The organism is Bradyrhizobium sp. HKCCYLRH3097, assembly GCF_051167875.1.
Lineage (GTDB): Bacteria > Pseudomonadota > Alphaproteobacteria > Rhizobiales > Xanthobacteraceae > Bradyrhizobium.
On record NZ_JBNPTX010000016.1, the window covers coordinates 80,197 to 97,519 of the forward strand.

The window sequence follows — 17,323 nt, forward strand, 5'->3', positions numbered from 1 at the left end:
ACAAGAATGGTGAGGGCATAACGTCTCGGGTGGGGTGTTATGCGCATCGAGGCAGTGATGAGCGTTTGTGCGTTGCAAGACTGCTCTGGTACGCGATAGCGGGCGGGGTGAGTGGGCGTATTGATTCTGATCAAGGGGACAGAACATGACGTTGTTGCGTTGGACGAGAGTCCGTAGGGGAGGGATGCATGGCTACCATTGAAAGCGCGGGCACGCTCCCGGGCGCGCAGGCGGGGATCTTCGATCGTGAGCACACGGTCGCCAAGGCGGGGTTCAACCGCTGGCTGGTTCCTCCGGCTGCGCTGTGCATCCATCTCTGCATCGGCATGGCCTATGGCTTCTCGGTGTTCTGGCTGCCGTTGTCGCGCGCGATCGGCGTGACCAAGACCCAGGCCTGCCCGGACATGACCCTGGTGCAGGAGCTGTTCACGACGACCTGCGACTGGAAGGTCGCGAGCCTCGGCTGGATGTACACCCTGTTCTTCGTGCTGCTGGGCGGCTCCGCTGCCGTCTGGGGCGGCTGGCTCGAGCGGGCCGGACCGCGCAAGGCGGGTGCCGTCGCGGCCTGCTGCTGGGGCGGTGGCCTCCTGATCGCGGCGCTCGGCATCTATGTTCACCAGCTCTGGATGATGTGGCTCGGTGCCGGCGTCATCGGCGGCATCGGCCTCGGCCTCGGCTACATCTCGCCGGTGTCGACCCTGGTGAAATGGTTCCCGGACCGGCGCGGCATGGCGACCGGCATGGCCATCATGGGCTTCGGCGGCGGCGCGATGATCGGTGCTCCGCTCGCCAACCTGCTGATGAACTACTTCAAGACCCCGACCTCGGTGGGTGTCTGGGAGACTTTCGTCACGATGGGCGTGATCTACTTCGTCTTCATGATGATCGGTGCCTTTGCCTATCGCGTCGCTCCGGTGGGCTGGCAGCCCGAAGGCTGGACGCCGCCTGCGGTCAAGAAGGCAATGATCTCGGAGCACCATGTGCACCTCGACAACGCGCACAAGACTCCGCAGTTCTGGCTGGTCTGGTGGGTGCTCTGCTTGAACGTGTCGGCCGGTATCGGCGTGATCGGCATGGCCTCGCCGATGCTGCAGGAGATCTTCGCCGGCAAGCTGATCGGTTTGCCCGACGTCAGCTTCAACCAGCTCGACGCCGGCCAGAAGGCCGCGATCGCGGGCATCGCGGCAGGCTTTGCCGGCCTGTTGTCGTTGTTCAACATCGGCGGCCGCTTCTTCTGGGCGTCGCTGTCGGACCACATCGGCCGCAAGAACACCTATTACTGCTTCTTCCTGATCGGCATCGTGCTCTATGCGCTGGCGCCGACCTTCGCAGCGATGGGTTCGAAGCTGTTGTTCGTGGCGGCCTTCGCCATCATCCTCTCGATGTATGGCGGCGGCTTCGCGACGGTGCCTGCCTATCTGGCCGACCTGTTCGGCACCCAGTTCGTGGGCGCCATCCACGGCCGTCTGCTGACGGCCTGGGCGACGGCCGGCATCATCGGTCCGGTGGTCGTCAACTACATCCGCGAGTTCCAGCTTGCCGCCGGCGTGCCGCGCGACCAGCTGTACAACACGACGATGTATATTCTCTGCGCCATGCTGCTCGCCGGCCTGATCTGCAACTTCCTGATCAAGCCTGTCGATGACAAGTGGAACATGAGCGCGGACGAAGTCGCGAAGTACCAGGCAGAGCTCGCCAAGAACGAGTCGGCGATCCAGCACGGGTCGTTCGGCATCGGCAAGGGCGGTCTCGACGTCAAGGCCGCCCTGTTCTGGGCCTTCGTCGGCGTGCCGCTGGCATGGGGTGTCTGGAAGACGTTGGAAAGCGCGGTCAAGATCTTCTGACCGATCGGCGATGAGACAAGCGGGGCGGCCGGATCGGCCGCCCCTTTTTTTGCGGCGCAGAGGCTTGGTTTCCGGACGACTGGATCAGCGCCATCGTCGCGCAAAAGAGCGCGGTGTAGCCGATCATCTCGTCCCAATGGTTCAGGCCCGCGGCGAACACGCCCTTGCGGCGCAGCACCGCAAGCATGGCACACAGGATCATGGTCATCCAGAGCAGGGCGGCGAGGCTGCGACCGAAGCCGATGCGGCCGAACGTGGCGAACAGGATGAGGATTGCTAGTCGCAGCACAACTCGCAGCAGGATCCTGGCCGCCGGACGCTCAGCGGGCTTGTCGGTGGAGATCAGCGTCGAGCAGGTAACACCGGCTCAGAAGTTGTCGCAGCAGAGCAGGTCGGCAAGCCCCGGTTCGGCCTGGACGCCGCGCCTTGCGTCAGTCTGCGAGACGCCGGGCTCGAGACGGCGGGCCTCGGCCGCTGCGTGGAGAATGGCGAGGGCGAGATCGGCGTGGCGGGCTTCGACGCAATGATCGAGCCAGTCCGGCAATTCGCGCTGTTGCGACAATGCGCAGTGCCATTCGCCGTCATCATAGGCGATGCGCCGGAGCTGCCATCGTGGCAATTGCAGCGCGACCAGCTCCAGCGCGGCATCGATCCGCGCGTCGGTCTCCAGCAATCGTGCGATCCGCAGCCGGCGTCGCCCTCGCGCCGACAACGGTGAGACGTCCTCGTCTTCGCCAAGCAGGGCCGTCAGCATCGCCGTCGTGGTCTGCGCGAGTTGTACCCGCTCGGGCACATCCGGTCGTGTCGTCAAGGCAGCCATGCCGGCCTCCCGTCGTCAGTGAGCGATGGCCCGATGGGCCTTGATCGGCAATGTGGTCGACGGCGGCGTAGGAATGCGAGAGGGGCGAAGGCGCGAAGAAATAGCCGGCGCATAAAGACGCCTCGGCGGCATGGCCGGTTCATATGCGGCTGCGGCCGCGCGGTTCTGCCGGGGGGCGCGAGAACGCCGCGGTCTTTATGAGATTCCTATAACTCTGTCGGCAGTGCTGTCTCGAAAACCTATGAGGCCGGATGCCATCTGTCCGCCATGGAACGGACCGTGGCCGCACCGGCGCTCCCGGCCGCTCCAAGCGTTGCGCGTCTTTCGCGCGCATGAGGAGCACACCATGCTGGACATCCTGCTGCTGGCGCTGGCCGCCGGCTTGTTCGCGCTGGCGATCGGCTACACCTACGCCTGCGAGCGGCTCTAGGAGACGAGCCATGATCTTCGACTATTCGTTCGCCGGCGCGGTATCGCTCGGCCTTCTGATCTACCTCACCTACGCGCTGTTGCGGCCCGAGCGGTTCTGACCGCCACCGTCGCACCTTCAAGGACAACATCCCCATGACTGTGATCGGCTGGATCCAGATCCTGCTCTACTGCGCCGTCATCGTCGCGCTTGCCAAGCCGCTCGGCTGGTACATGACGCGCGTCTTCAATGGCGAGCGCACCTTCCTGTCGCCGGTGCTGCGGCCGGTCGAGTCCGCAATCTACTGGATCGGCGGCGTCGACGAGCGCCGCGAGCAGCATTGGCTGACCTACACGGTCGCGATGCTGCTGTTCCATGTCGGCGGCTTCCTGATCATCTACGGCGTGATGCGCTTGCAGGCCGTGCTGCCGTTCAATCCCGCGGGACAGTCTGCGGTCGCCGAGGATCTCTCCTTCAACACCGCGATCAGCTTCCTGACCAACACCAATTGGCAGAACTACGGCGGCGAGAGCACGCTCTCCTATCTCGTGCAGATGCTCGGGCTCACGCACCAGAACTTCCTGTCGGCCGCGACCGGCATCGTGCTCGCGATCGCGCTGATCCGCGGCTTCTCACGCGCCTCGGCGCGGACCGTCGGCAATTTCTGGGTCGACGTCGTCAGATGCACGCTCTATGTGCTGCTGCCGCTCTGCATCGTCTACACGCTGTTCCTGGTCTGGCAGGGCATCCCGCAGACGCTCGGGCCCTATGTCGAGGCCACGACGCTGGAAGGGGCGAAGCAGACCATCGCGGTCGGCCCGGTGGCTTCGCAGGTCGCGATCAAGATGCTCGGCACCAATGGCGGCGGCTTCTTCAATGCCAACGCCGCGCATCCGTTCGAGAACCCGAACGCGCTGTCGAACTTCATCCAGATGCTCTCGATCTTCGCGCTCGGTGCCGCGCTGACCAACGTGTTCGGCCGCATGGTCGGCAACCAGCGCCAGGGCTGGGCGCTCCTCGCCGTGATGGGCGTCCTGTTCATCGCCGGCGTCGCCATCACCTACTGGGCCGAGGCCAACGGTACGACCACGTTGAACGCGCTGGGACTGACGGGCGGCAACATGGAAGGCAAGGAGGTCCGCTTCGGCATCGTCGCGTCGTCACTGTTCGCCGTGATCACGACGGCCGCCTCCTGCGGCGCGGTGAATGCCATGCATGACAGCTTCACCGCGCTTGGCGGCATGATCCCGCTGATCAACATGCAGCTCGGCGAGATCATCATAGGCGGCGTCGGCGCCGGGCTCTACGGCATACTGCTGTTCGTCGTGCTCGCGATCTTCGTCGCCGGCCTGATGGTCGGGCGCACGCCGGAATATGTCGGCAAGAAGATCGAGGCGCGCGAGGTCAAGATGGCGATGCTGGCGATCCTGGTGCTGCCGCTGATGTATCTCGGCTGGACCGCGGTCGCGGTGGTGCTGCCCTCGGCCGTCGCGTCGATGGCCAATGCCGGTCCGCACGGCTTCACCGAGGTGCTCTACGCCTACACTTCCGCGACCGCCAACAACGGCTCGGCATTCGCAGGACTCACGGGCAACACCTTCTTCTACAACCTCACGCTCGCGTCGTCGATGTTCGTCGGCCGCTTCTTCATGATCATTCCGGCGATGGCGATCGCGGGCTCGCTCGCCGGGAAGAAGTCGATCCCGCCCTCGGCCGGCACGTTCCCGACCACGGGCGGCCTGTTCGTCGGCCTCGTGGTCGGCGTCATCCTGATCATCGGCGGCCTCACCTTCTTCCCGGCTCTCGCCCTCGGTCCGATCGTCGAGCATCTCGCGATGGCCGCCGGCACCGTGTTTTGATCTCGGAGCAACCTCCATGGACACCATGAAACTGCAGAAGCGCTCGTCGATGTCGACGATGCTCGACCCGAAGATCGTGCTGCCGGCCATCAGGGCCGCGGTTGTCAAGCTCGACCCGCGGCTGATGATCAGAAATCCGGTGATGTTCGTGGTCGAGGTCGTCGCCGCGCTCACCACGGTGATCTTCCTGCGCGACGTCGTGACCGGCGGAGCGGATCTCGGCTTCACCTTCCAGATCATTATCTGGCTGTGGTTCACCGTGCTGTTCGCCAATTTCGCCGAAGCCGTCGCCGAAGGCCGCGGCAAGGCACAGGCGGATTCGCTGCGCAAGACGCGCACCGAGAGCCAGGCCAAGCTGCTGACGGGCACGAACCCGGCCGATCACACCTACAAGCTCGTGCCCGGCACCAGCCTGAAGGTCGGCGATCTCGTGCTGGTCGAGGCCGGCGACACCATCCCTTCCGACGGCGAGGTGATCGAGGGCGTCGCCTCGGTCAACGAGGCTGCCATCACCGGCGAATCCGCGCCCGTCATCCGCGAATCCGGCGGCGACCGCTCGGCGGTGACCGGCGGCACGCAGGTGCTGTCGGACTGGATCCGCGTCAGGATCACGGCCGCGCAAGGCTCGACCTTCATCGACCGCATGATCAAGCTGGTCGAGGGCGCGGAGCGGCAGAAGACGCCGAACGAGATCGCGCTCAACATCCTGCTCGCCGGCCTCACCATCATCTTCGTGTTCGCGACGGTGACGATCCCGAGCTACGCGGCCTATGCCGGCGGCTCGATCTCGGTGGTGGTGCTGGTGGCGCTGTTCGTGACCTTGATCCCGACCACGATCGGCGCGCTGCTGTCGGCGATCGGCATCGCTGGAATGGACCGCCTGGTGCGCTTCAACGTGCTGGCGATGTCGGGCCGCGCGGTCGAGGCCGCTGGCGACGTCGATACGCTCCTGCTCGACAAGACCGGCACCATCACGCTCGGCAATCGCCAGGCGACTGCATTCCGTCCCGTCAAGGGCGTGAGCGAGCAGGAGCTCGCCGACGCGGCGCAGCTCGCATCGCTCGCCGACGAGACACCGGAGGGCCGCTCGATCGTGGTGCTCGCGAAGGACAAATACGGCATCCGCGGCCGCGACATGGCCGAGCTCGGCGCCACCTTCGTGCCGTTCACGGCGCAGACCCGCATGAGCGGCGTCGATGCCGGCGGCTCCTCGGTGCGCAAGGGTGCGGTCGACGCCATCCTCAACTCCATCGGTGGCGGCCCGACCCAGCCGGTCTCCGGCAACACGGCGCGCGCGGTCCAGCCGGTCGAGAGCGAGCTTGTCCGCGAGATCCGTGCAATCTCCGACGACATCGCCAAATCCGGCGGCACGCCGCTCGCGGTCGCCAGGGACGGGCGCCTGCTCGGCGTCGTCCAGCTCAAGGACATCGTCAAGGGCGGCATCCGCGAACGCTTCGCCGAGCTGCGCCGGATGGGCATCCGCACCATCATGATCACCGGCGACAACCCGATGACCGCGGCGGCGATCGCCGCCGAAGCCGGCGTCGATGATTTCCTGGCGCAGGCGACGCCTGAGGACAAGCTCAAGCTGATCCGCGACGAGCAGGCCAAGGGCAAGCTGGTGGCGATGTGCGGCGACGGCACCAACGATGCGCCCGCGCTGGCGCAGGCCGATGTCGGCGTTGCCATGAACACCGGCACGCAGGCCGCGCGCGAAGCCGGCAACATGGTCGATCTCGACTCCAACCCGACCAAACTGATCGAGGTGGTCGAGATCGGCAAGCAGCTCTTGATGACGCGCGGCGCGCTGACGACGTTCTCGATCGCCAACGACGTCGCCAAATATTTCGCGATCATCCCGGCAATGTTCCTGGCGTTCTACCCGCAGCTCAACGTGCTGAACGTCATGAACCTGGCGAGCCCGCAGAGCGCGATCCTGTCGGCGATCATCTTCAACGCGCTCGTCATCATCGCGCTGATCCCGCTGGCGCTGAAGGGCGTCGCCTACCGCGCCATCGGCGCCGGCGCGCTGCTCGGCCGTAACCTGATGATCTACGGGCTGGGCGGCATCATCATCCCCTTCATCGGCATCAAGGCGATCGACCTGATCGTGACCGCCTTGCATCTGGCTTAAAGCCCCAACCGCCGTCATTGCGAGCGAAGCGAAGCAATCCAGGACTGTCTCGGGCCACGCGACTCTGGATTGCTTCGTCGCTTCGCTCCTCGCAATGACGGGAGAGACACAGGAGATTCTCATGCTCAAAGAAATCCGTCCCGCCATCTTGGTCCTGGTCGCGCTGACCCTGATTACCGGGCTGCTCTACCCGCTCGCCATGACCGTCGTCGCCGGCACCATCTTTCCGGCGCAGGCCGAGGGCAGCCTGATCACGCGCAACGGCAAGGTGATCGGATCGGCGCTGATCGGTCAGGAGTTCAAGGACGACAAATATTTCCACGGCCGTCCGTCGGCGACCTCGGCCGCCGATCCGAACGACTCCACCAAGACGGTTTCTGCGCCCTACAACGCCGCCAACTCGTCCGGCTCCAATCTCGGCCCGACCAGCAAGGCGCTGGCCGACCGCGTCAAGGAGGACGTCGACAAGCTGAAGGCGGAGAATCCCGCGCAGGCCGTGCCGGTCGATCTGGTGACGACCTCGGCGAGCGGGCTCGATCCGGACATCTCGCCGGAGGCGGCGCTGTTCCAGGTGCCGCGGGTGGCCAAGGCACGCGGCTTGCCGGAGGCGAGCGTCCAGGCCGTGATCGCCCGGCAGACCCAGGGCCGTCTGCTCGGACTGCTCGGCGAACCCCGCGTTAACGTGCTGGCGCTCAACCTGGCACTCGATGCTGCCAAACCGCAATGACGCCTTGAAGGTCTTGGCCTTGAAGGTCTTGGTCTTGGCGCCGAGGTCCCTCCGTCTATAATGCCGCATGGCCAGTCAACGCCGCGATCCTGACCAACGTCCCTCGCCGGAGGCCCTGCTCGAAGCGGCCCGGCGGGAGGACAGTCCTGCCGGCAAGCTCAAGATCTTCGTCGGCGCCGCCCCCGGCGTCGGCAAGACCTATGAGATGCTGTCGAGCGCGCATGCCAAGCTGAGGGCCGGCGTCGACGTCGTGATCGGCTTCGTCGAGACGCATGGCCGCGCCGAGACCGAGGCGCTGGTGCGCGGCCTGGAGATCGTCCCGCGCAAACGTATTTCCTACAAGGACCAGATCGTCGAGGAGATGGATCTGGATGCCGTGATCGCGCGCCGCCCCAAGCTCGCGATCGTCGACGAGCTCGCGCATACCAATGCGGTGGGCAGCCGCCACCCCAAGCGCTATCTCGACGTCGAGGAGCTGCTGTCGCACGGCATCGACGTCTACACCGCGGTCAACGTCCAGCACATCGAGAGCCTCAACGACGTCGTTGCCCAGATCACCCATGTGCGCGTGCGCGAGACCGTCCCGGACTCGGTCCTCGACCGCGCCGACGCCATCGAACTGATCGACCTCACGCCCGACGATCTGATCCAGCGACTGAAGGAGGGCAAGGTTTATGTGCCCAAGCAGGCAGAGCGGGCGCTGGAGCATTATTTCTCGCCCGGCAACCTGACCGCGCTGCGCGAGCTCGCGCTGCGCCGGACGGCCGAGCGCGTCGACGAGCAACTGCTCACCCACATGCAGGCCAATGCCATCGCCGGCCCCTGGGCAGCCGGCGAGCGCATCCTCGTCTGCGTGTCGGAGGATCCGCGGGCGACAGGGCTGGTGCGCTACACCAAGCGGCTCGCCGACCGTGTCCACGCGCCGTGGACCGCCGTTACCATCGAGACTCGGCGCAACCTGCAACTCACGGACAAGCAGCGCGACCGGCTCGCCGATACGCTGCGGCTAGCCGAGACCCTCGGCGGCGAGGCGCTGACGATTCCGGGCGTCGGCCGGCGTATCGCGGATGACCTTATCAACTTCGCGCAGGCCAACAACGTCACCCAGATCATCATCGGCAAGTCGAGCCGCTCGCGCCTGTTCGAGATCATCAGGGGCTCCGTGGTCCACGACCTCGTCAGGGGCGCCGGCAACATCAGCATCCACGTCATCGCCGGCGAGGAGGCGCCGGACACCACGAGCAGCTCGGTGCAGACGCGAGCGCGCAGCGAGCCGCTGCAGCCGAAGCCCTATCTGAAGGCGCTGCTGATCACGGCTGTCGGCCTTGGCCTCGCCGAGCTGATCCAGCCCGTCTTCGGCATCGAGAACGTCGATCTGGTGTTCCTCACGGCCGTGGTCGGCGTCGCCGCACGCTACGGCCTGTGGCCGTCACTGCTGGCGAGCCTCGCCGCCTCGCTCTGCTACAACTTCTTCTTCCTGCCGCCGCTGTATACGTTCACGATCACCGATCCGACCAACATCGGCGCGTTCTTCTTCTTCATGTTGATCGCGATCCTGGTGTCCAACGTCGCCGCGCGCGTTCGCGTTCAGGCTGACGCCGCCACCCACCGCGTCCGGACCACCGAGCAGCTCTATGCCTTCAGCCGCAAGCTTGCGGGCACCGCGACCCTCGATGACGTGCTGTGGGCCACGGCCTATCAGGCGGCGTTGATGCTGAAGGTACGGGTCGTGCTGCTGCTGCCGCAGGACGGCAAGCTCACGGTCATGACCGGCTACCCGCCGGAGGATCAGCTCGACGACGCCGACCTCGCCGCCGCGAGCTGGGCCTGGAGCAACGACCGCGCCGCTGGGCGCGGCTCCGACACGCTGCCGGGCGCCAAGCGGCTGTTCCTGCCGATGCGCACGGGGCGCGGCTCGATCGGCGTCATCGGCATTGATGACGATCGCACCGGGCCGCTGCTGACGCCGGACCAGCGCCGGCTGCTCGATGCCCTGGTCGACCAGGGCGCGCTCGCGATCGAGCGCGTGCTGCTGGTCGAAGACATGGACAAGGTCAAGCGCACCATGGAGCAGGACCGGCTGCGCTCGGCACTGCTCACCTCGATCTCGCACGATCTGAAGACGCCACTCGCCTCCGTGCTCGGCGCGGCCTCGACGATGCGCGATCTCGCGGCCCAGCTGTCCGACAAGGAGAAGCTCGACCTGCTCGCCACCGTCATCGACGAATCCGAACGGCTCAACCGTTTCATCGCCAATCTCCTGGACATGACCAAGCTGGAATCGGGCGCGATCGTGCCGAACGCCGCGCTCCACGACGTCGGCGAGATCGTCGGCAGCGCGCTGCGGCGCGCGAGCAAGATCCTCGCCGGTCATCATGTCTCGCTGGTACTGGCGCCCGATCTGCCGATGGTCGAGGTCGACGCGGTGCTGTTCGAGCAGGTGCTCTTCAATCTGCTCGACAACGCCGCCAAATATGCGCCTCCCGAGACCTCGATCGCGATCCGCGCGGCCCGCGACAGCAACTGGATCATGCTCGAGATCCGTGACGAAGGCGACGGCATTCCCGCCGCGGAGGTCGAGCACGTGTTCGACAAGTTCTATCGCGTGCAGAAGGGCGACCAGGTGCGGCCTGGCACCGGTCTGGGGCTCGCGATCTCGCGCGGCTTCATCGAGGCGATGCATGGCCGCATCTTCGCCGGCAACCGCACCGATCGGCCCGGCGCGGTCCTCACCATCCGCCTGCCCGTGCCGGCGCAGGCCAGATCGCTGGATACGGCCGCATGACCGGCGCTCCGATCAAGGTGCTCGTGATCGACGACGAGCCGCCGATCCGCAAGCTGCTGCGGATGGGCCTGACCACGCAGGGCTACGAGATTCTCGAAGCCTCGAACGGCAGGATCGCGCTGGAGCTGTTGGGCCAGGAGCCGGCGCTGATCATTCTCGACCTTGGCCTGCCCGACGTCGACGGGCTCGAGCTGCTGCGAACCATCCGTGGCCGCAACGAGGCCGTGCCGGTCGTGGTGCTGTCCAGCCGCGGCGACGAGGCGGGCAAGGTCCAGGCGCTCGATCTCGGGGCCGACGACTACATCACCAAGCCGTTCGGCATGGACGAGCTGCTGGCGCGGCTGCGCGCGGCGCTGCGGCACCAGTTGCAGGTGCAGGGCGAGCGGCCGGTGTTCCGCACCGGCGATCTCTCCGTCGATCTGGTGCGCCGCATCGTCAAGGTCGGCGAGCGCGAGATCAAGCTGTCGCCCAAGGAGTACGATCTGCTCCGCGTCCTGGTGCAGCACGCCGGCAAGGTGCTGACGCACCGCTTCCTGCTCAAGGAGCTGTGGGACGAATTGACCGACGCGCAATATCTGCGCGTCTATGTGCGTCAGCTCAGGCAGAAGATCGAGGCCGATCCCGAGCGCCCGCAATTCGTATTGACCGAGACCGGCATCGGCTATCGGCTGCGCGCGCCGGACTGAGCTTTGGCCGTATCGGCCGACTGGTCCTGTGTGTCAGGGGCGTTGGCATCGCCATTCGATGGGCGAGCTTGCGTGTCCCGCGGGCGGCATCAGCTCGTTTCGTTATATTTTCGAGCAATTTTGACCAGCCGGTCATCTCGCGCTGCGGCACAGTACGTCCGCTGGCGCCCGTTCTCTGGATCAACGGATGATCGAGACCGCGGTCGTGCCACCTCATCGGCGCAGCTGATCGTGCGTTTGCATGCACGACGGTGTAAACACGGGACGTGCCATGTCTCGGCTTGTCAGAACACGATCTGAATTTGGGGGGACGAGGCTGCCGACTGCGGCGCAGAGATTGTCATCGGCGATACCGGGAAGAGCATCATGCCTGAAATTCATCTCAATCAAGGTCAGCCCGACGCGTTGCAGTGCCGCTTCGGCATGAAGGCCGGCCTATGTCCCGGTGAGGGGTTCTGCGCGTTCGATCTTTCAGCCTGCAGGGACTGTTCGAGATCGCAGCACAAGATCCAGACCTTGACGGGTTCGGAAGACCCGATGAGATCAAAGATATTGCACACCTGGATTTCGTTTGCCGTTCGTCCATCGACGTCGTTCTTGGCTCCCATCAGTGAGGTCGGTCATGGAAGAATACATTCATCTGCAGAACCTCATCCTGTTCAGGAAACGTCTCGCTGAATTCAACGATGAGTCCAAGCGGACGGTGCTCCTGAAATTGCTGACTGAGGAAGAGGCCAGGGACGCATCATTCGGAACGTCGCCTTGTCCAGTTGCGCCTCATGCGGCGGATCAGAACGTCTGATTGGCTTCTCGGTCTATCCGTCATCGAAACGACGAGCGCGAAGCTGCATTGGAATCTCGATGTATCGGCGGGCTTCGATTCCCGCGATCGTGAAAGCATGGGTGGAGGTACGCGGCATCAGCTTGCGCTTTGGAACTTTCGTCTCGCCGACGCGGTTTACGTGTCGCAATCGGGAGGATGTTCATGGCACGACAATACTCGCGCAAGGCATCGGCCAAGGTCGGCCGGGCCATGAAGAAGCGCAAGGCCGGCACGCTGCGCAGCGGCGGTTCCGGTCGCAAGGTCAAGAGCCGCAAGCAGGCCATCGCGATCGGCCTGTCGGAGGCGCGCCGCGAAGGCAAGAAGGTGCCCGCGAAAAAGAGCGCGAGGGCCTCGGCGAAGAAGACGGCCAAGAAGGCGAGCAAGAAGAGCACGAAGAAGACTACCAAGAAAACGACGAAGAAGAAGTCGAAGAAGAGCTGACGAGGCGATCATTCGGGCTACGATCATCGCGCACGCCATGACCCGCAGCCGTCGCAAAATTCTCCGCTGTCGTCCCGGCGAACGCCGGGACCCATAACCCCAGGGAGATGTTATTGCGCGGGATGTGGGACAAGTCTTGTCTTACAACACCCGCCGCGGAGTATGGGTCCCGGCGTTCGCCGGGACGACGGCGGTGGGTGTGGAGGCCGCTTGCGCCACGCAGGCAGCTGCTGGCTTTCACCCCGCCTTCCTCTGCCGCGCCGCCGACCGATGCGCCTTCTTCGCCGGGCGTCGATGCGTGCTCGTCCGCCGCGACGCCGCACGCGCTGTCTTTTTTCGGCTCTTGCCGTTCAGGCTCTGCTTCAGCGCATCCATCAGGCTGACGACGTTGTCGGGCCGCTCCGCCGGCTCCGGCAGCTTGATCGGCTTGCCCGAGGCCTTGCGCTTCACCAGCGCCTTCAGCGCGGTCTCGTACTGATCCTTGAACTCCGAGGGGTCGAAATGGGCTGCCTTGGTCTGCAAGATGTGGCCGGCCAGCTCGACCATGTCCTTGCTGATCTTCGGCGCCTTGATGTCGTCGAAGAACTCGGCTTCGTCGCGCAGCTCATAGGGAAAGCGCAGCGTGGTGCCGAGCATGCCCTTGCCCATCGGCTCGATGGCGATGACGTGCTCACGGTTGGTCAGCACGATCCGCGCCAGCGCCACGCGCTCCTGGTCCTTCATGGCGTCGCGGATAACCGCGAAGGCGTCGAGCGCCGCCTTGCCGTCGGGGGCGATGTAATAGGGGTGGTTGAGATAGCGCTGGTCGATCTCGTCGCGCGGCACGAAGCTATCGATGTCGATCGTATGGTTGCTCTCGATCTGGACCGCCTCGAGCTCCTCCGGCTCGATCTCGACATACTGTCCCTTGGCGAGTTCATAGCCGCGGCCCTTCTGGTCGCCCTCGACGATGTCGCCGGTCTCGGCGTCCACCATCTGCTGCTTGAGCCGGTTGCCAGTCTCGCGGTTGATCAGATGGAAGCGCGTCTTCTCGACCGACGTCGACGCCGGATAGAGCACGACGGGGCAGCTGACGAGCGAGAGTTTGAGCGAGCCTTTCCAGTAGGCGCGGGGGGCCATCGTGGTCTCCTTGGACAATCCGAACGAGGCTGCAACGGGCAAGCATCGGTGTGGGTTCCATGAGCCCGGCGAAGGTCGCTTCGGGAAAAAATAATTCGCTTGACGACTTCGTAAAATCAGCATTATGGTCCGGACCGTTCCGTTGCGTCGGAGGGGACGTATCGCGGTCGTCACGGACGTCGGCAGCGGAATGCGATGGGTGTGCCGGGTTGCAGCGTGATTCAGTCGCGCCGACGAACAATCCGGCATGCACGGTCAAGTCGCGCGGTCCTGATACCCCGATGCTGGTATCCAGCGCAATGCGCGCAGGCGCATTGTCGTGACACGGTGGCCAACAAGCCCGGCGCACCGGGGAGAACGCGAAGCAGCCGTTAAAGCCGTCGCGCAGGGAGGGCCGGGATGTCTCGGCTGCACCTGTGGTACCTGCCGCCTGCATTTCTTTCTGCAGGCGGGCCATGGGGGCGGCGAGCTCCCGGCCTTCCCTGCGCGCCCTCTCGACTGGCAGAGGGCGGACGCCAGCACAGCCTGGGCCCTCCATGAGCCGCGGGAACGCGGAACTTTGCCCGAAGTTATCCTGCCGATGCGGCCGGTTCCACGAGTTCGCCGGCTTTGCTACGCTACCACTCAACGCGAGGGATCACCGTGGCGCTCGGGAAGCTTTCCACCTATCGCAAGAAGCGCGATTTCGACAAGACGGCGGAGCCGTCCGGCGACGCCAAGGTCGCGCGTACGGCGCGGCCGCGCTTCGTCATCCAGAAGCATGACGCAACGCGCCTGCACTACGACCTGCGGCTCGAATTCGACGGCGTCTTCAAGTCGTGGGCCGTCACCAAGGGGCCGTCGCTCGATCCGCACGACAAGCGACTTGCGGTCGAGGTCGAGGATCATCCGCTCGACTACGGCGATTTCGAAGGTACGATCCCGGAAGGCGAGTATGGCGGCGGCACCGTCATGCTGTGGGACCGCGGCTATTGGGACAGCGAGGACCCGGAGCGCGGGTTCAAGAAGGGCGATCTCAAATTCACTCTCGAGGGCGAAAAGCTGCATGGCAGCTGGGTGCTGGTGCGGATGCGCCACGATCGCACCGGCGGCAAGCGGACCAATTGGCTGCTGATCAAGCATCGCGACGAGTTTGCCCGGGAAGGCGAGGCCAACGATATCCTGGATGCCGACAAGTCGGTCGCCTCGGGCCGCACGATGGAGCAGATCGCGGCCGGCAAGGGCAAGGCGCCGAAGCCGTTCATGCTCGCCAAGACGCAGCGCATGAACGCGGATGCGGTGTGGCACTCCAACCGCAGTGACAGCGAAACCAAGCCGACTACGAAGGCCTCATCGCCGAAAGCGAGGGCCGCGAAGGCAAACGGCACCAAGGCCCGCGTTGCGCCGAAGACGGTATCGTCGCTGCCCGATTTCGTGCCGCCCGAGCTTTGCACGTCGGTCGCGCAACCGCCGAGCGGCGAGGGCTGGGGGCATGAGATCAAGTTCGACGGCTACCGCGTGCAGATCAGGGTCGAGGGCGGCGAGGCAACCCTGAAGACCCGCAAGGGCCTGGACTGGACCGCCAAGTTCGGCGCGATTGCGGAGGAGGCTGCGAAGCTGCCGGACGCGATCATCGACGGCGAGATCGTCGCGCTCGACAAGGACGGCAATCCGAACTTCTCCGCCCTGCAGGCGGCGATCTCGGCGGGTGAAACCGACGAGCTGATCTTCTTCGCCTTCGACCTGATGTTCGCCGAGGAGTTCGACCTGCGCCGCCAGCCTTTGCGCGAGCGCAAGGCACGGCTGGCGAAGCTGCTGAAGGCGCATATCAAGGGCAAGACACCGCGGATCCGCTACGTCGAGCATTTCGAGAGCGACGGCGAAGCCGTGCTGGAGTCGGCGCGCAAGCTGAACCTCGAAGGCATCGTCTCGAAGAAGTTGGACTCGGCCTATCATTCGGGACGGACGGAGAGCTGGACCAAAGCCAAGACCAGGCCCGGCCACGAGGTCGTCATCGGCGGCTGGAAGACGACCAACGGCAAATTCCGATCGTTGATGGTCGGCGTCAACAAGGACGATCATCTCGCTTATGTCGGGATCGTCGGCACCGGCTTCGGCCAGGACACGGTGAAGGAGATCATGCCGGCGCTGAAGGCGGCGGCATCCGACAAGAGCCCGTTCAGCGGCAAGAACGCGCCGCGCAAGACGCGTGACGTGCATTGGCTCAAGCCCGAGCTGGTCGCCGAGATCGAGTTTGCCGGCTTCACCGGCGACGGCAATGTCAGGCAGGCCTCGTTCAAGGGACTGCGCGAGGACAAGCCGGCCCGCGAGGTCGTTGCCGAGGCGCCGGTGATGACGACGAAGGTTGCCAGGCCGGTGGCGCGGGCCGCCGCGAGCGTCGCGACCGTCGGCACCACGCTGCACAAGACGCCGTCACGCACGAAGGGCTCGGCGACCGTGATGGGCGTTGCGATCTCCAAGCCCGACAAGGCGCTGTGGCCGGACGCCGGCGACGGCGAGCCCGTCACCAAGCTTGATCTTGCGACCTATCTGGAAGCCGTCGGCAACTGGATGATCGGGCATCTGAGGGGGCGGCCGTGCTCGATCGTGCGTGCGCCTGATGGCATCGGTGGCGAAAAATTCTTCCAGCGGCACGGCATGCAGGGCATGTCGGACCTGCTGGAGCTGGTCAAGGTCTCGGGCGACCGCAAACCATATCTGCAGATCGACCGCGTCGAAGGATTGATCGCGGTGGCCCAGGTCGCCGCCGTCGAGCTGCATCCATGGAATTGCGCGCCGGACGCCTATGACGTGCCGGGTCGGCTGGTGTTCGATCTCGATCCGGCGCCGAACGTCGCGTTCGAGGAGGTGATCGCGGCCGCCAAGGAGATGCGCCAGCGCTTGAAGAGCCTCGGACTCGAGAGCTTCTGCAAGACCACGGGCGGCAAGGGTCTGCATGTGGTGACGCCGTTGCTGCACGGCGCGCGCGACAAGGTGAGCTGGCCCGAAGCGAAGGCGTTTGCACAGGGCGTGTGCCAATGGATGGCGAACGACCGCCCGGAGCAGTACCTGCTCAACATGTCGAAGAAGCTGCGCAAGGGGAAGATCTTCCTCGACTATCTGCGCAACGACCGGATGTCGACGGCGGTCGCCGTGCTGTCGCCGCGCGCTCGCGAAGGCGCCACCGTGTCCATGCCGCTGACCTGGGCGCAGGTGAAGAACGGGCTCGAACCCGAGCGCTACACCGTCCGCACCGTACCGGCGCTGCTGGCCAAGACCAAGGCGTGGGATGGTTATGAAGATGCCGCTGGCTCTATCAAGGCGGCCATGAAGACGCTCGCAGAGACGTCGTAGTCGCTCGGGCAGACGTGCCGTCTGCCCGAGTCCGATCGCATCAGAAGATCAGATACGTCCGAGCAGGACGAGGATCAGCACGATGACGATGATCAGGCCGAGACCGCCGCCGCCGTAGTAGCCGGTGCCGTAGAACGGACCGCCGCCGATGCCGGAGAAGCCGCCGAGCAGGGCGATGATGAGAATGATCAGGATGATAGTTCCGATGGACATGTGCTTCCCTCCAGTGCCCGGCAGCGGGGCGACAACGTGCTCTGCCGTCGACGAGAAAACTGGCCGGAACTTCGAAAGTTCCGTAAGGGAACAGCTAAAATGCGGATTGTGTCTTTGCGGTCGTAGCCAC

General features: G+C 65.1%; 14 protein-coding genes. 10 read left to right on the forward strand and 4 right to left on the reverse strand.

Going from position 1 to position 17,323, the window contains the following annotated elements; genetic code table 11:
• Nucleotides 1-188 precede the first annotated feature (188 nt).
• Nucleotides 189-1,844: an OFA family MFS transporter gene (locus ACQR0U_RS29695; RefSeq protein WP_315717981.1), complete on the forward strand. Its 1,656-nt coding sequence runs from the start codon at nt 189-191 to the stop codon at nt 1,842-1,844.
• Here the strand turns inward: ACQR0U_RS29695 and ACQR0U_RS29700 are convergent.
• On the reverse strand, nt 1,831-2,133 hold the full coding sequence (locus tag ACQR0U_RS29700) for a hypothetical protein (protein WP_315717982.1): 303 nt from the start codon (nt 2,131-2,133) through the stop codon (nt 1,831-1,833). The genes ACQR0U_RS29695 and ACQR0U_RS29700 overlap by 14 nt on opposite strands.
• 78 nt (nt 2,134-2,211) lie before the next feature.
• Nucleotides 2,212-2,664, reverse strand: coding sequence for a hypothetical protein (locus ACQR0U_RS29705; RefSeq protein ID WP_316166610.1), 453 nt, complete (start codon nt 2,662-2,664; stop codon nt 2,212-2,214).
• Between the two features lie 440 nt (nt 2,665-3,104).
• Here ACQR0U_RS29705 and ACQR0U_RS29710 point away from each other — a divergent pair, with 440 nt between their 5' ends.
• The 8 genes from ACQR0U_RS29710 to ACQR0U_RS29745 all read left to right on the forward strand — a co-directional run bounded on the left by ACQR0U_RS29710 (nt 3,105) and on the right by ACQR0U_RS29745 (nt 12,528).
• Nucleotides 3,105-3,194, forward strand: a complete 90-nt coding sequence (locus ACQR0U_RS29710; protein WP_316191929.1) for a K(+)-transporting ATPase subunit F — start codon at nt 3,105-3,107, stop codon at nt 3,192-3,194.
• Nucleotides 3,195-3,228: 34 nt separating this feature from the next.
• Nucleotides 3,229-4,932: a potassium-transporting ATPase subunit KdpA gene (gene kdpA, locus ACQR0U_RS29715; protein WP_316191928.1), complete on the forward strand. Its 1,704-nt coding sequence runs from the start codon at nt 3,229-3,231 to the stop codon at nt 4,930-4,932.
• Nucleotides 4,933-4,948: 16 nt separating this feature from the next.
• Nucleotides 4,949-7,066 carry a potassium-transporting ATPase subunit KdpB gene (gene kdpB / locus ACQR0U_RS29720; RefSeq protein WP_434872361.1) on the forward strand — a complete coding sequence of 706 codons (2,118 nt, stop codon included), beginning with the start codon at nt 4,949-4,951 and terminating at the stop codon, nt 7,064-7,066.
• 121 nt (nt 7,067-7,187) lie between these two features.
• Nucleotides 7,188-7,793 (forward strand): K(+)-transporting ATPase subunit C, encoded by a 606-nt coding sequence (locus ACQR0U_RS29725; RefSeq protein WP_315750193.1) that lies wholly within the window; start codon nt 7,188-7,190, stop codon nt 7,791-7,793.
• Nucleotides 7,794-7,860: 67 nt separating this feature from the next.
• Nucleotides 7,861-10,578 carry a sensor histidine kinase KdpD gene (locus ACQR0U_RS29730; protein ID WP_315750194.1) on the forward strand — a complete coding sequence of 906 codons (2,718 nt, stop codon included), beginning with the start codon at nt 7,861-7,863 and terminating at the stop codon, nt 10,576-10,578.
• Nucleotides 10,575-11,264: a response regulator transcription factor gene (locus tag ACQR0U_RS29735; RefSeq protein WP_315750195.1), complete on the forward strand. Its 690-nt coding sequence runs from the start codon at nt 10,575-10,577 to the stop codon at nt 11,262-11,264. Before ACQR0U_RS29730 ends, ACQR0U_RS29735 begins: the two co-directional genes overlap by 4 nt.
• 622 nt (nt 11,265-11,886) lie before the next feature.
• Entirely contained in the window at nt 11,887-12,066 is a 180-nt protein-coding gene (locus ACQR0U_RS29740; protein ID WP_315738670.1) for a hypothetical protein, read from the forward strand.
• Between the two features lie 183 nt (nt 12,067-12,249).
• Nucleotides 12,250-12,528, forward strand: a complete 279-nt coding sequence (locus tag ACQR0U_RS29745; protein ID WP_315750196.1) for a DUF6496 domain-containing protein — start codon at nt 12,250-12,252, stop codon at nt 12,526-12,528.
• 237 nt (nt 12,529-12,765) lie between these two features.
• On the opposite strand, the gene ACQR0U_RS29750 is transcribed toward ACQR0U_RS29745, so the two are convergent.
• Entirely contained in the window at nt 12,766-13,647 is an 882-nt protein-coding gene (locus ACQR0U_RS29750; RefSeq protein ID WP_316226459.1) for a Ku protein, read from the reverse strand.
• Nucleotides 13,648-14,289: 642 nt separating this feature from the next.
• Here ACQR0U_RS29750 and ligD point away from each other — a divergent pair.
• Nucleotides 14,290-16,980: a DNA ligase D gene (ligD, locus tag ACQR0U_RS29755; protein ID WP_434872362.1), complete on the forward strand. Its 2,691-nt coding sequence runs from the start codon at nt 14,290-14,292 to the stop codon at nt 16,978-16,980.
• Between the two features lie 48 nt (nt 16,981-17,028).
• Here the strand turns inward: ligD and ACQR0U_RS29760 are convergent, their stop codons facing one another.
• Nucleotides 17,029-17,193, reverse strand: coding sequence for a DUF3309 family protein (locus ACQR0U_RS29760; protein ID WP_006614022.1), 165 nt, complete (start codon nt 17,191-17,193; stop codon nt 17,029-17,031).
• Between the last annotated feature and the right edge of the window lie 130 nt (nt 17,194-17,323).